Below are 14,032 nucleotides of genomic sequence, written 5' to 3' on the forward strand. Positions count from 1 at the left end.
TGATTTGTAGTTTTGGAATATAGACTTTTTATTCCTCGATATAGACCGTTTGAGGCATGTTTTACCCCTACCTTTGTATCAGCGAAATACAAGGTGTGAAATATTGAAATCAAACGCATGATGAAAGAAAAACTACTGAACAACGTTAGAAAAAGAGTGATGGTATGGGTGGCCTTGGCAAGTATGGCAACTCTGCTTCCTGCTCAGACTTACCGGCTTTCCGGTTGTGTGCAGGACGAGAACCGCCAACCGGTAGAGGTGGCGAATGTGCTGCTGAAGCAGGCAAAAGACAGTACCTATATTACCGGTATGCTGACCGACACACAAGGTTGTTTTTCCTTTGACCAGCCACTGGGAGAATACTTGTTGCATATTACCCTTATCGGCAGCGAAGACCTCTACGTTCCCGTTGTGCTGCAAGGAAACAAAAACGTTGGCGAATTGACATTGAAATCTTCTTCCGCCTTGCTGGACGAAGTGACCGTTACGGCCGCGCGTCCCGTTATCAAGCGTCTGGTGGATAGGGTAGTGTTCGATGCACATAATACCATAGCCTCTGCCGGAGGCAGTGCACTCGACCTTCTGCGTGAAGTGCCCGGTCTGCAGGTTGGACAAAACAGTATTGGTATTATAGGTAAAGGGGGTATCAAGGTTTATATCAACGACCGTGAGACGAAGCTGTCGGGAGATGAACTGATAGATTACCTCCGTTCCTATGACGCCTCCCAGATACTGAAGGTGGAGGTGATTACCACGCCTCCGTCCAAGTACGATGCCGCCGGAAATGCAGGCATCATCAATATCCGCTTGAAGTCACGTCCCAAAGATTACGTGGGTGGTACGGCTTCCGCTTCCTACAGCGCTGGTGAAAAGGACAATTACGGATATGGCGGGGTAAGCCTGAATCTCAGCAAGGGGCGCGTGTCATCCTTCCTCAACGGGGGTACTACGCAGGGCAACTATGAGACGTGTGAGAAGAATTACCGCTATTTTCCGCAGAACACCTGGAACAGCCGTGCCGACTACACCAATTACATGAATAGCTTCTACCTTCAGGGAGGTGTGGACGTATCGTTGGAACGGGACTGGACTGTAGGTATGCAGGCCATCTATAATCACAGTGCTCCCAAACCGGGCAACGCCCTTTCATGGACGGAAGTTTACGATGCCTCTACCGCCGTATTGGATTCTTTGCTGTACTCCAACAGTGACAAGGATACCAGTTCCGACCGCCTCAATCTGAATTTTCATACCGATAAGGTCTGGGATGACAAAGGCAAGAAAATGACTTGGGATGTAGATTACCTGCGTGACAACCGGGACGAAAATATGGGCTTTCTCTCGAAAACCCTCCTGCCTGACGGTACGGAGATTCCGGGCACAAACTTCGATTACAACTATCTGCAACATCGCAAGGTAGATGTAGTCTCCTCCGCTCTTGATTTCATCCTTCCTTTTGAAAAGTACAAGATAACGGCAGGTGCCAAGGTCTCCTTTACCAACACTCGCAACGGTATCAATTACGATACGTCGGACCCTACGCTGGTGCAGGATGATTATTTCCGTTACAAGGAGCAAATCTATGCCTTATATGCTGATTATAGCCGTGAATATTCCGAACGTTTTTCCATGCAGTTGGGCTTGCGTATGGAGCACACCCGCACTACCGGTATTTCCGAAGCGAAGGATACGGAGGACAAGCACGACTATACGCGCTTATTCCCTACTGTCTATCTGCTTTATTCGCCTACAGACGGGCATGCGCTGAACTTCAGTTTCTCCAACCGCATCTCCCGTCCGTCACAGAATATGGTCAATCCTTTTCCGTTCTATCAGAACAAGTACACTTACGCTTGCGGTCGTGAAGACTTGAAACCCAGTTATACTTACAATGCCGAACTGGGATATACGTTGAAGAATAACTTCAATGTTTCCGCTTATTATTCTTATTCGGACGATGTATTCTTCCAGGTTGTGGACTTGGATGCCGAAACGAATGTGACTTCTTTCCTTTGGGAGAATTTCATGAAGACGCATGCTTTCGGGCTTAACAATTCGTACACTTTCCGTACCAAATGGCTGCAAGCTTACGCCCAGCATGGAGTGAGCTATCGCCGGACTACCTCCAGCGCTGTCACCACCTCTCCCGAGGAGAAAGGATGGGCTTATGACGCCAGTCTGCGCAACACTTTCTTCTTCAATGAAAAGAAGACTCTTCTGGCCACGTTGTCCGGTTCCTATTCTTCCCGTCAGTATCAGGGCATCTATCTGATGAGTCCCACTTACAGCGTCAGTGCAGGTATGCTTTACCGGTTGTTGGACAATAAGCTCAACCTCAGCCTGAATGTCAACAATTTGTTTGTCAGCCATTCCAAATTGGAAACCATGTCCAACGGGTTGAAGATAATTGCCGACAATCAGTTTGCCTTTGCCAGTTTCCGTATCGGTGTATCCTATACTTTCGGTGGAGATATACGTAGCAAGGGGCAGCGGAACAGTAACGAGGATATTCAGAGAAGATTATAATAAGAAGTTTATTGCGTGTTGGCAATTGGGAGAAAATATTTATCTTTGTGATACAAGCGATTGTAACAACGATTAATATAAAACCATGATGAAACAGAAACTTCTTTACCTATTGCCACTCTTCCTATTGTCGGGATGCGGGCAGGCTACTTACAAGAATGCATCTCTGCCGGCAGAAGAGCGTGCTGGACTTTTGCTGAAGGAACTGACGCTCGAAGAGAAGGTGTCCTTGATGATGGACAGCTCCAAACCGGTGGAACGTCTGGGTATCAAGCCCTATAACTGGTGGAATGAAGCGTTGCATGGAGTGGCGCGTGCCGGGCTGGCCACAGTGTTTCCCCAACCGATTGGTATGGCGGCATCTTTCTCGCCGGAGACTGTATACGAGGTATTTACTGCCGTATCCGATGAGGCCCGTGCCAAGAATGCCTACTATGCATCTCAGGGAAGTCGTGAACGCTATCAAGGATTGACGATGTGGACGCCTACGGTGAACATCTACCGCGACCCCCGTTGGGGAAGGGGTATAGAGACTTATGGGGAAGACCCTTATCTGACCAGCCGTATGGGAGTGATGGTTGTAAAGGGGTTGCAGGGTACGAACGATGGAAAATATGACAAGCTGCATGCTTGTGCCAAGCACTTTGCCGTACACTCAGGTCCGGAATGGAACCGCCATGAGTTTAATGCGGAAAATATCAAGCCCCGTGATTTGTATGAAACTTATCTTCCTCCTTTCGAGGCTTTGGTGAAAGAAGGAAAAGTGAAGGAGGTGATGTGTGCCTACAACCGTTTTGAGGGCGATCCTTGCTGCGGTAGCGACCGCCTACTGATGCAGATTTTGCGCGATGAGTGGGGATTTGACGGTATTGTCCTTTCGGACTGTGGAGCTATTGCCGATTTTTACAGAGACTATGGTCATAAGACGCATCCTGATGCAGAGTCCGCTTCGGCAGTTGCGGTGCTGAGTGGAACTGACTTGGAGTGCGGTTCGAGTTACGAGGCCCTGGTAGAAGCGGTGAAGCAGGGAAAGATTGATGAAAAAGCAGTGGATGTAGCAGTCAAGCGTCTTTTGACGGCTCGCTTTGCCTTGGGTGAAATGGACGAGCCGGAGAAGGTGTCCTGGACCGGCATTCCTTTTTCTGTGGTGGCTTCTGCCGGACACGACTCTCTGGCGCTCGACATGGCTCGCAAGTCAATGACACTGCTTATGAACAAGGATAATACCTTGCCGTTGAAGCGTGGAGGGCTGACTGTAGCCGTGATGGGTCCGAACGCCAATGATTCTGTGATGCAGTGGGGAAATTATAACGGTATGCCTCCGCACACAGTCACCATTCTGGACGGAATTAGAAAAGCCTTGGGGACTGATGACCGGCTTATTTATGAACAAGGCTGCGGATGGGTGGAGAGAGCTCAGATACAGAGCGTCTTCAACCGTTGCAAGACTGCCGACGGGAAACCCGGATTCAGTGCACGCTACTGGAATAACGTGACTCGTGACGGTGAGCCAGTCACTACTGCCCAAGTGACCACTCCTTTCCATTTCTGTACATCCGGTGCCACGGTTTTTGCTCCGGGTGTGAACCTTACCGACTTCTCGGCTACCTACAACAGCGTATTCACTCCCGACCAGTCGGGAGAGGTGGTCTTTGACATCTATGCTTATGGCTCAGGGAGATTGCGGATAAATGGGGAGGAAGTGAGAGGATTCTCCAATCAGCACGGTGGGCAGAAGAGTGCTTATACTTTGCAGGTACAAGCAGGAAAAACGTATGACGTTGAATTGGATTTTGAATATTTCCGTAGCGATGCACTGCTGAACTTCGACCTTGGATTTAAGAATGAAGTGGATGTGAGGAAATCTGTGGAGCGTGTAAAGGATGCTGATATCGTGGTCTTTGTGGGAGGAGTCTCTCCGAACCTCGAAGGCGAGGAGATGGGTGTTGAGCTTCCCGGATTCAGAGGAGGCGATCGTACTGATATTGAGTTGCCTGCTGTCCAGCGAGAACTGATTGCCGCTTTGCACCGTGCCGGTAAAAAGGTGGTGTTGGTGAACTGTTCGGGTTCTCCCATTGGTTTGGAGCCGGAAACCGGGAGGTGTGGAGCCATTCTGCAGGCATGGTATCCCGGTCAGGCAGGCGGTACGGCTGTAGCCGAAGTATTGTTCGGTGATTACAATCCGGCAGGACGCTTGCCGGTCACCTTCTACCGTAATGTGTCACAGCTTCCTGATTTTGAGGATTATAATATGACCGGCCGGACTTACCGTTACATGACCCAGGAACCGCTTTTCCCCTTCGGTCATGGATTGAGCTATACCTCTTTCAGCTATGGCGCTGTGGTGCTTGGTTCGGATAATATAAAGTCCGGTGAGAAATTGAGATTGAGTGTCCCCGTAACCAATACCGGCAAATGTGACGGTGAAGAGGTTGTGCAGGTCTATTTGAAGAAAAACGATGATGTAGAAGGACCGAGCAAGGCATTGCGTGCTTTCAAGCGGGTACATATCCCGGCAGGAAAGACGGTCGATGTAGAGTTTGATTTGGGTGATAAAGAGTTGGTGTGGTGGAATCCGCAAAGCAATACCATGTGCGTTTCCGAAGGCAGTTATGAACTGATGGTGGGCGGTAGCTCGCAAACTGCTGATTTGCTGCGCCGGTCTTTTGTCATTCAGCCTTGATACATCACTGACAGAGTCAAAAAAAGTTTTCCGCTTGAGGGTGAGTTATGACCCTCAAACGGAATTTTTATATACTGGGAATACATGTTCTTAATAATCCTTAATACTATATGTTAACTCCCTTGTTTCTTTGTACTTCTCTAATTTTAATTGATATATTTGTGATATCATTATGATATCAATTAAATTTATAGAATATGGAAACAAAAGAGTGTGGTTTCAGTGGTTTCAAGATGAATGGCTTTCTGGCCTTGTTCCTTCATTTGGTAGTGCTTACGGCAGTGATAATCTTTGGGTTTATCATTTCTGTGCCTACCTTGATCCTTTCGGTGTGTCTGTGCCTGGTATGGTTCATTATGTTTGCCGGCTATATGGAGCTGGAGCCGAACGAGGCGCGTGCTATGGTGTTCTTTGGCAAATATAAAGGGACGTTCAAGGAGACCGGCTTTTTCTGGGTAAACCCTTTTCTTAATAAGAAGAAGCTTTCGCTTCGTGCACGCAATCTGGATGTGGAGCCAATAAAGGTGAATGATAAGATTGGTAATCCTATTCTCATAGGACTGGTATTGGTGTGGAAGCTGAAGGACACCTATAAAGCCATGTTTGAGATTGATTCACAAACAATGGCTGCATCCGCTCCGACAGCGGGTAATGCGAACCAGGTCAGTCTTGGCAATGCGGTGGCCAACCGTATGAATGCGTTCGAGAACTTCGTCATGATACAGAGTGATGCCGCTCTTCGTCAAGTTGCCGGTCAGTATGCCTATGATGATAATGAGGCTGATACGGAAGAGTTGACACTTCGTTCGGGCGGTGAGGAAATCAATGAACAGCTGGAGCAGAAACTGAATGAACGCCTGGCCATGGCGGGTATGGAAGTGGTGGAAGCCCGCATCAACTATCTGGCGTATGCACCCGAAATTGCTGCTGTGATGCTGCGTCGCCAGCAAGCATCCGCCATCATTACGGCACGCGAGAAGATTGTGGAAGGGGCAGTCTCTATGGTAAAAATGGCGCTCCATAAACTTTCTGAAGAAGAAATTGTTGAACTGGACGAAGACAAGAAAGCAGCAATGGTCAGCAATCTGTTGGTAGTGCTTTGTGCGGATGAGGCTGCCCAACCGGTAGTCAATACGGGAACGTTGAACCATTGATAAAGGATACGGATGAAAGAGATGGGGGTTATAGGACGATGGGCTCTTATACTGCTCTTGCTGGGCAATGTATATGGGGGCTTTGCACAAGATGCGAATACTGCGCGCGCGCAGCACATTTATGAATTGTTTGTGGCAGGGCAAGGTGACAGTATCCATGCGGCATTGAACCGGGAGTTGCAGGAGAAGCTGGCTCCGGCACTCTTCAATGATTCTTTCCGGCAGGCGGAGAAAATGTTCGGTAAATCCATATCAAAAGGAGAATGGAAGACCGATTCTGCCCAGGGAATTACTATCTATTATTCCGATGTGGAGTTTGAACGCTATAATCTCCGCTTTCTGGTGGCTTTTGATGCTGACGGGGCGCTGAACACAATCCGATTGGTACCTGCGCCTGCTGCCAGCACTGCCCAACCGGTAGCCTATGACAAGACAAAGATGGATGAAAGGGATATTACGCTGGGAGCCGACGGCTACAAGCTTCCCGGAACGTTGACTTTGCCCAAGCGGGCAGTCGGTCCGGATGCATGCAGGGTTCCTTGTGTTATTTTGGTACATGGTTCCGGTCCTCACGACCGTGACGAGACGATAGGTCCCAACAAGCCTTTCCGTGACCTTGCCTGGGGATTGGCGAAACGCGGCATTGCTGTCGTCCGCTATGAAAAACGGACAAAGGCATATGGTGCGGCTTGCGTTCCTGCCGGTCGCGAACTCGATTATGATACTGAGGCCGTGGACGATGCCGTTGCCATAGTGGAGCAGGTAAGGGCTTTGCCCGAGCTGGCTCCTGACAGTGTGTATGTGTTGGGGCACAGCCTGGGAGGTACATTGGCTCCCCGTATTGCCGGGCGTTCGAAAGGTTTGGCAGGTATCATTATCCTTGCCGGACTGGCAAGATCGCTTGAAGATGCTCTTGAGGAACAGTTTTATTATACCTCTTCTTTGACGGATTCTTCAGTCAATGTAAAGGTTCAACTTGATGAGCTGAAACAACAGTTGGCTAATGTCAAAAAGCTTGGTACGGAAGAGTTTGATGAAACGATTTCCTTGCCATTGGGGCAGCCCCGCTCATATTGGTTGTTTGCCAATGCTTACAAACCGGTGGAAGTTGCCGCTAAACTAAAGCTGCCTATATTTGTTCTTCAAGGGGAGAGAGATTATCAGGTGACTATGGAAGACTTCGGTTTATGGCGTTCCGGTTTGTTGCGCTGCAAGAATGCATATTTCAAATCTTATCCGAAATTGAATCACTTGTTGCAGGAAGGCAGCGGCAAGGCGACTCCGTTTGAGTATAGCCATGCTTCGCCCGTCCCAGCATATGTTATGGATGACATTGCCTCCTTCGTGCGGGGCAAGCAGAATACTCTTTGATTGGTACTTGGTTATATCAAAGTAACTTCAATCGTAAATCGTAAATTGTTAAATAGTAAATAAATAGTGGCTAAAAAAGAAACTTCAACCAAAAGCTTTGTCCTCCGTGTGGATGCTGCAACGATGGATGCCATTGAAAAATGGGCAGCCGACGAGTTCCGTAGTACCAATGGACAGCTTCAGTGGATTATCGCTGAAGCATTGCGGAAGAGTGGGCGGATGAAGAAGTCCAAGAATCCTCCTCCGTCTGAAGAGAAAGCAGAGGAGGATTCGTAATAACAGATTCTAAATCGCAGATAGTATGATTAATCTTGGTCCTTATTCCGGCAAGAATTGCCCTAATGTCCGTTTTCAACCCACTGTGATTGACCGTATTCTGGAAGGTACGGCCCTGCTTATCGTGCTCGTTACGTGGATTAGCATTTACTGGCTGTATACCCAAAGAGAAGGTGCCCTGCTGCCCGCCGTCTGGGTGATGGGTGGCTGTTCCATTTTCTGTTTCCTTTTGATGGGGGGATTGGCGTATCTTCCCGTCCGTTTCATCAATTTCCCTATTCGGGTCACCGAGCGCAATGCGGCTGTTCAATATTTGTTTGCCATACGCCTTACCCGGGTGATGAACATCATTCTGTTGTTAGTGCTTTTGGGCAGTGTTTGGGGCTTGTATTATGCATTCGGCAAACTCCTGCTCCTTGTCTCGTTTGTTTTGTTGGGGGTGGCATTTATAGGGTACTATATACTGGCGTTTAAATATAAGTAGCCTTACAGTCTGTTTAATAGTCCTTTTTACCACTTACCCTCCTTTCTCATCTTTATTTGTTGTTATAAATCTGCCATTACCTACTAATGGTTACTCCTTCTCTTCTTTTCGTAATTTTTAGGTATTGTTCTCCTTTTTAACTACCTCTACCTTTGCCCCAATAAAATTTAAGATAAAAGATGAGAAAATTAACAGGCTTATTCGTTTTATGTTTTCTGCTTTCTGCCAATGCTTTGCAGGCTGCTGAACCTGAAAAAGTTACTTCTGCAGCAGAGAGTACGAAAATTTCAACAGACAAAGAGAAAAAGGAAAAAGTAGCGAATGATGGCGACAACTACAAGAAATTCCGTTTCGGTGGATACGGAGAAATGGTTGCAAGTTTTAAGGATTATGGTATTAACCGTTTCTATGGTGCGCCTGAAGGCAATCCGGACAAACATAGGAATACAATTTCTATACCCCGTTTCGTGTTGGCTCTGGATTACAAGTTCAATTCCAAATGGATACTCGGTGCTGAAATCGAGTTTGAATCCGGTGGTACGGGTACTGCTTATGAACTTGAGAATACGGAAAACGGTGAGTATGAAACGGAGGTGGAAAAGGGTGGCGAAGTGGCTATCGAGCAATTCCACATTACCCGTTTAATTGTTCCACAATTCAACATACGTGCCGGTCACGTCATTGTCCCGGTAGGATTGACCAACGCCCATCATGAACCAATCAATTTCTTTGGAACTTATCGGCCGGAAGGAGAGACAACCATCCTTCCTTCTACGTGGCATGAAAACGGACTCGAGTTTTTTGGTTCTTTTGGAAAAGGATATGCCAGCTTTGATTATCAAGCCATGATAGTGGCCGGTCTGAATGCCAATGGTTTTGACCGTAACACCTGGATAGCAAGTGGCAAACAAGGCATCTTTGAAGAAGACAACTTTACTTCACCGGGCTATGTGGCTCGTCTGGACTACAAGGGGGTTCCGGGGTTGCGTATAGGTGCTTCGTTCTATTACTGCGCTGATGCCGGTTCCAATTCTGACAAAGCGGATACTTATTCGTCTACCGGTAAGATTCCGGTAAGAATCTACACGGCAGATGCCCAATACCGTAATAAATATGTGATTGCCCGTACCAATATAGTATACGGAAATCTGGGTAATTCAGCAAAGCTTAGTGAGGCAAATACCAAATTGTCGAATAAATCTCCTTACAGCCGTATAACCCCCATTGCAAAGAATGTAGTCAGTTATGCAGCCGAGGCCGGTTTGAATATCAGCGCTTTCTTCAAAGGAAACAAGAAAGTTCCGGTTATCTACCCCTTTACACGTTATGAATATTACAATCCGCAAGAAAAGGGAGAGGCCAGCCAGATAATGGAGAAACGTTGTCAAGTAAGCATGTGGACTGCCGGATTGAATTGGTATGCCTTGCCTAATCTGGTGGTAAAGGCTGATTACACCACCCGCCAAATCGGGACAAACAAGGTTTTTGGAACTGGTAAGTATAACAGTGAAAATGAGTTTTCGATCGGTATTGCCTATATCGGTTGGTTTGTCAAGAAGTAGATGAATAGTAATCAATTAATTTTATACAGATGAAGAAAAATTTCTTTTATGCGACAGCTTTGGCATTAGGGCTGGCATTTACGGCTACTGCTTGTAGCGATGATGATGACAACAGTACAGTTAATCCTGCTGACATTGAGTATAATTCGGAGAATGCGGCAAGTTGGCACAACTACATGAGAAATGTGGCGGCTTTGTTGAAGACAGATGCCACCAATCTTTATGATTCTTGGAATACGAGTTATAAGGGTGGGGCAAGTTTTGCAACTTCCTTCAAAGCTCATAATGGTGCCTATAACTTTTCAAGTGCCTGGAACTGTATAGAGCAGGTTATCGACGGTTGTGTTGAAATCTCCAATGAGGTAGGTGAGACGAAGATTGGTGATCCATATAATAAATATATGGCAAACAATGTTACAGAGGCCCTCTATGCTGTTGAGTCATGGTATAGCTGGCATTCCCGTGATGATTATACCAATAATATTTACTCAATCCGCAATGCCTATTACGGCTCTTTGGACGGTAAGGTGAGCGACAAGTCAATTTCAAAATTGGTGGCTGGAGTCAATGCGGAGTTGGATACGAAAGTGTCGGCAGCTATCACTACGGCAGCATCGGCTATTCAGGCTATTCCCCAACCTTTCCGTAATAATATTAACAGTCAGGAAACGGTAGCGGCTATCAAGGCTTGTGAAGAACTGGAAAGTGTATTGGATAAGGAGTTGAAACCTTATATCAGGGACAATAGCACCATTAACAGCAATGAAGCACTTGACCCGATTGTTGAAAATTATGTCAATGTTGTGGTTTTGCCTACCTATAAGGATTTGAAGGAGAAGAATAGTACGCTGTATGACGCTGTGGTGGCTCTTGCCAACAATCCCTCTAACAGTGCTTTTGAGACGGCATGCAATGCTTGGATAACAGCCCGTGAACCTTGGGAGGAAAGTGAGGCGTTCCTATTTGGGCCGGTGGATGAGCTGGGACTTGACCCGAATATGGATAGTTGGCCTTTGGACCAGAACGCCATTGTCCAGATTCTGAATTCCCAGAAATGGGGCGATTTGGAATGGAGCGAGGGTGATGATGATGCAAAAGTTGAATCTGCTCAAAATGTACGCGGATTCCATACTTTAGAATTCCTGCTTTTCAAGGATGGCAAACCTCGTACAGTTAAATAAGAATTATTTATAAACAATACTCAAGAAGTAAAGGGGGGGATTTGGAGAATCCTGCCTTTACTTCTTTGGTATGTTTGGATATGCCATTATTAAAAAGTAGATAAAGATGATGAATCATTTAATGAGATATTCATGTCTTCTCCTTTGTTTGTCGGCAGGTTTGACTGCTTGTGATGATGATGGGATTGACGTGTTGGATATAGAGATTCCTGAAGGATACGCTCTGTCTGCCGGAACGTCCACAATCTTCATGAATTCATCCAAGGCCTATGATTCACCGGCAGATTGGGTGTCGGGTGTTTACAACAGTCGCTTTAATGATGGTGACGGGCTTTACGATGATGTGCGTACGAGTAGCAATGGCATGGGAGGGGGGCTTGGCCCGGTCTATGCGGGGTATTCTTGTGGCAGTTGTCATCGTAATGCCGGCCGTACCAAACCGACGCTGTGGAGTGAAGGCGGATCGGGTAGTTACGGGTTTTCCTCGATGCTGGTTTATATAAGCCGCAAGAATGGTGCGTTTTTTCAGGATTATGGTCGTGTCCTCCATGACCAGGCAATTTATGGAGTGAAACCGGAGGGGAAGCTTTCTGTGGAGTATACTTATGAGACTTTTACCTTTCCCGACGGAGAGAAGTATGAACTTTGCAGACCGGCTTATTCCATATCCGAATGGTATGCTGACAGTATAAAGCCTGAAGATATGTTCTGTACGGTGCGTATCCCGTTGAGACATGTCGGTATGGGGCAAATGATGGCTTTGGAACCTACGGAGATTGAAGCGCTTGCTGCAAAAAGTAATTATCCGGAGTATGGTATAAGTGGCCGTTGCAATTACATTACCGAACGTGGTGTGAGAAGCTTGGGGCTGTCGGGAAATAAGGCTCAACATGCGGATTTGACTGTTGAACTTGGTTTTTCAAGTGATATGGGTGTTACCAATAGCCGCTATCCGGAAGAGATATGCGAGGGACAGGCCCAGGTGAATCAAGGCAGCATGATGGGGCTTTCTTATGCCCAGTTGGATGTTTCTACAGAAGATATGGAAGATGTTGACTTGTATATGCAGAGTCTTGGTGTTCCTGCACGGCGTAATGTGAATGACCCGCAGGTGATAAGGGGAGAACAGAATTTCTATAAAGCCAAGTGCCATCTTTGCCATGTCACCACGTTGCATACCAAGCCTCGGGGCTCCGTGCTGTTGAACGGTACCCGTTTGCCATGGTTGGGAAGTCAGACAATTCACCCCTATTCGGATTTTTTGCTGCATGATATGGGCTCCGAAATTATGGGAGTCGGTCTGAATGATAACTATGTAAGTGGGTTGGCGCGTGGCAATGAATGGCGCACTACTCCGCTTTGGGGTATTGGGCTTCAGGAAAAGGTAAACGGACATACCTACTTCTTGCACGATGGTCGTGCCCGCAATCTTGTTGAAGCCATAATGTGGCATGGGGGAGAGGGAGAAGCATCGAAAAATCTCTTTAAGAACATGAGTAAGGATGACCGTGATGCCCTGATTGTATTTTTAAATTCACTTTAGAACTAATAAGCTTTATATAAAAAGTAATTATGAAGAAATTTTTATATGTCGCCATGCTGGCTGTTTTGCCTTTGACCGCTATGGCGCAACATGAGGAAGATACGGAGAATGGTGTAGTGTCATTGGCCGGAAGAGAAGGTTTTACCATTGAAACAAAGAAAGGTGACTTTGTTTTCAAGCCTTATCTGTTGGTACAAACGAGTGCTAATTTCAATTGGTATGATGATGAAGGCTTGGATAAGGCTTATAACCAAGATAATATTGCCAATTCGGGTTTTTCCATTCCTTATGCCGTACTTGGCTTTACTGGCAAGGCTTTTGGAAAAGTAGCTTTCAATCTGTCCATCAATGCTGCTGCAAGTGGAGGAGCGCTGTTACAGCAGGCGTGGTTTGATGTACAGCTGAAAAAACAATTTGCGATTCGTGTCGGAAAGTTCAAGACTCCATTCTCGCATGCCTATCTGACAACTCTTGGCGAAACACTGCTTCCTCAGTTGCCGGTTTCTCTGACGTCTTCTGTAATTTTGCCTTATTCGTTGAATGCCGTGACGCCTAATATCGGTACGGGATTTGACCTGGGTGTTGAAATTCACGGTCTGGTGGCAGATAAGTTCGGTTATGAAGTCGGCTTGTTCAATGGAACCGGAGCTTCCGTGAATACAGCTTCAAAGACGATGAGTGATGACTGGCATATCCCTTCATTGCTGTATGCCGGACGTCTGACTTATATGCCCAAGGGGGTGATGCCTTCCACACAAGGTAATCCTAACCGTTTGAACGAGGATAAGATATTATTCGGTCTTTCGGGTTCTATCAATGTGGAGAGTGAAAATGAGAGTACCAATGATACCCGTGTGGGGTTGGAATTTGCCATGTTGAAGAACAAGCTCTATCTGGCGGCTGAAGCTTATTATATGAATGTAGGTTTCACCAAACGGCAAAAGATAAATGAATCGTATAGCTTTTTAGGCGGTTATGTGCAAGGTGGTTACTTTGTCGCTCCCCGCCTACAGCTTGCCGCACGCTACGATATCTTCAATCGTAACGGTACGGATGACGACGGTTTCCTGAATATGCCTGCTGTAGGTATGAACTACTTTTTCAGAGGATGCAACTTGAAATTGCAGGCAATGTATCAGTATGTAGCCCGTTGGGGACACGACACGCAGCTCGACCGTGATAATGATAATTTAGGTCTGGCCACTCACTCTGCCACGGTGATGCTTCAATATACATTCTAAATGAAGTCAGG

Annotated in this window: 10 protein-coding genes; all 10 read left to right on the forward strand. The window is 46.7% G+C overall.

Annotation, left to right across the window (positions count from 1 at the left end):
• Positions 1–120: 120 nt before the first annotated feature.
• The 10 genes from DXD78_RS01530 to DXD78_RS01575 all read left to right on the forward strand — a co-directional run bounded on the left by DXD78_RS01530 (position 121) and on the right by DXD78_RS01575 (position 14,021).
• Positions 121–2,526 (forward strand): TonB-dependent receptor domain-containing protein, encoded by a 2,406-nt coding sequence (locus DXD78_RS01530; protein ID WP_009037116.1) that lies wholly within the window; start codon positions 121–123, stop codon positions 2,524–2,526.
• Positions 2,527–2,614: 88 nt separating this feature from the next.
• Positions 2,615–5,209 carry a xylan 1,4-beta-xylosidase gene (xyl3A, locus tag DXD78_RS01535; protein WP_009037115.1) on the forward strand — a complete coding sequence of 865 codons (2,595 nt, stop codon included), beginning with the start codon at positions 2,615–2,617 and terminating at the stop codon, positions 5,207–5,209.
• Positions 5,210–5,406: 197 nt separating this feature from the next.
• A complete protein-coding gene (locus DXD78_RS01540; protein ID WP_009037114.1) occupies positions 5,407–6,363 on the forward strand; it encodes an SPFH domain-containing protein in 957 nt (318 codons plus the stop codon).
• A gap of 12 nt (positions 6,364–6,375) precedes the next feature.
• Positions 6,376–7,734 (forward strand): alpha/beta fold hydrolase, encoded by a 1,359-nt coding sequence (locus DXD78_RS01545; RefSeq protein WP_034528833.1) that lies wholly within the window; start codon positions 6,376–6,378, stop codon positions 7,732–7,734.
• Between the two features lie 66 nt (positions 7,735–7,800).
• Entirely contained in the window at positions 7,801–8,010 is a 210-nt protein-coding gene (locus DXD78_RS01550; protein ID WP_005835322.1) for a hypothetical protein, read from the forward strand.
• 25 nt (positions 8,011–8,035) lie between these two features.
• Positions 8,036–8,494, forward strand: coding sequence for a hypothetical protein (locus DXD78_RS01555; RefSeq protein WP_009037112.1), 459 nt, complete (start codon positions 8,036–8,038; stop codon positions 8,492–8,494).
• Between the two features lie 179 nt (positions 8,495–8,673).
• Positions 8,674–10,056, forward strand: coding sequence for a hypothetical protein (locus DXD78_RS01560; RefSeq protein ID WP_117652467.1), 1,383 nt, complete (start codon positions 8,674–8,676; stop codon positions 10,054–10,056).
• 29 nt (positions 10,057–10,085) lie between these two features.
• The gene (locus tag DXD78_RS01565; protein ID WP_009037110.1) at positions 10,086–11,237 is read left to right on the forward strand and encodes an imelysin family protein; all 1,152 of its coding nucleotides are present in this window, start codon (positions 10,086–10,088) and stop codon (positions 11,235–11,237) included.
• 109 nt (positions 11,238–11,346) lie between these two features.
• Complete coding sequence (locus DXD78_RS01570; RefSeq protein ID WP_009037109.1) at positions 11,347–12,780, forward strand: di-heme oxidoredictase family protein; 1,434 nt, start codon at positions 11,347–11,349, stop codon at positions 12,778–12,780.
• A 29-nt stretch (positions 12,781–12,809) separates the two neighbouring features.
• On the forward strand, positions 12,810–14,021 hold the full coding sequence (locus tag DXD78_RS01575; RefSeq protein WP_005823796.1) for a porin: 1,212 nt from the start codon (positions 12,810–12,812) through the stop codon (positions 14,019–14,021).
• The last annotated feature ends 11 nt before the right edge of the window (positions 14,022–14,032 follow it).

The organism is Bacteroides sp. D20 (assembly GCF_003436255.1).
Classification (GTDB): Bacteria; Bacteroidota; Bacteroidia; order Bacteroidales; family Bacteroidaceae; genus Bacteroides; species Bacteroides uniformis.

Excerpts from the sequence above, each read along its gene's own strand:
- DXD78_RS01575 (WP_005823796.1), top strand. The coding sequence starts at position 12,810 with ATGAAGAAATTTTTATATGTCGCCATGCTGGCTGTTTTGCCTTTGACC.
- DXD78_RS01545 (WP_034528833.1), top strand. The coding sequence starts at position 6,376 with ATGAAAGAGATGGGGGTTATAGGACGATGGGCTCTTATACTGCTCTTG.
- DXD78_RS01555 (WP_009037112.1), top strand. The coding sequence starts at position 8,036 with ATGATTAATCTTGGTCCTTATTCCGGCAAGAATTGCCCTAATGTCCGT.
- DXD78_RS01540 (WP_009037114.1), top strand. The coding sequence starts at position 5,407 with ATGGAAACAAAAGAGTGTGGTTTCAGTGGTTTCAAGATGAATGGCTTT.
- xyl3A (WP_009037115.1), top strand. The coding sequence starts at position 2,615 with ATGAAACAGAAACTTCTTTACCTATTGCCACTCTTCCTATTGTCGGGA.
- DXD78_RS01560 (WP_117652467.1), top strand. The coding sequence starts at position 8,674 with ATGAGAAAATTAACAGGCTTATTCGTTTTATGTTTTCTGCTTTCTGCC.
- DXD78_RS01530 (WP_009037116.1), top strand. The coding sequence starts at position 121 with ATGAAAGAAAAACTACTGAACAACGTTAGAAAAAGAGTGATGGTATGG.
- DXD78_RS01570 (WP_009037109.1), top strand. The coding sequence starts at position 11,347 with ATGAATCATTTAATGAGATATTCATGTCTTCTCCTTTGTTTGTCGGCA.
- DXD78_RS01565 (WP_009037110.1), top strand. The coding sequence starts at position 10,086 with ATGAAGAAAAATTTCTTTTATGCGACAGCTTTGGCATTAGGGCTGGCA.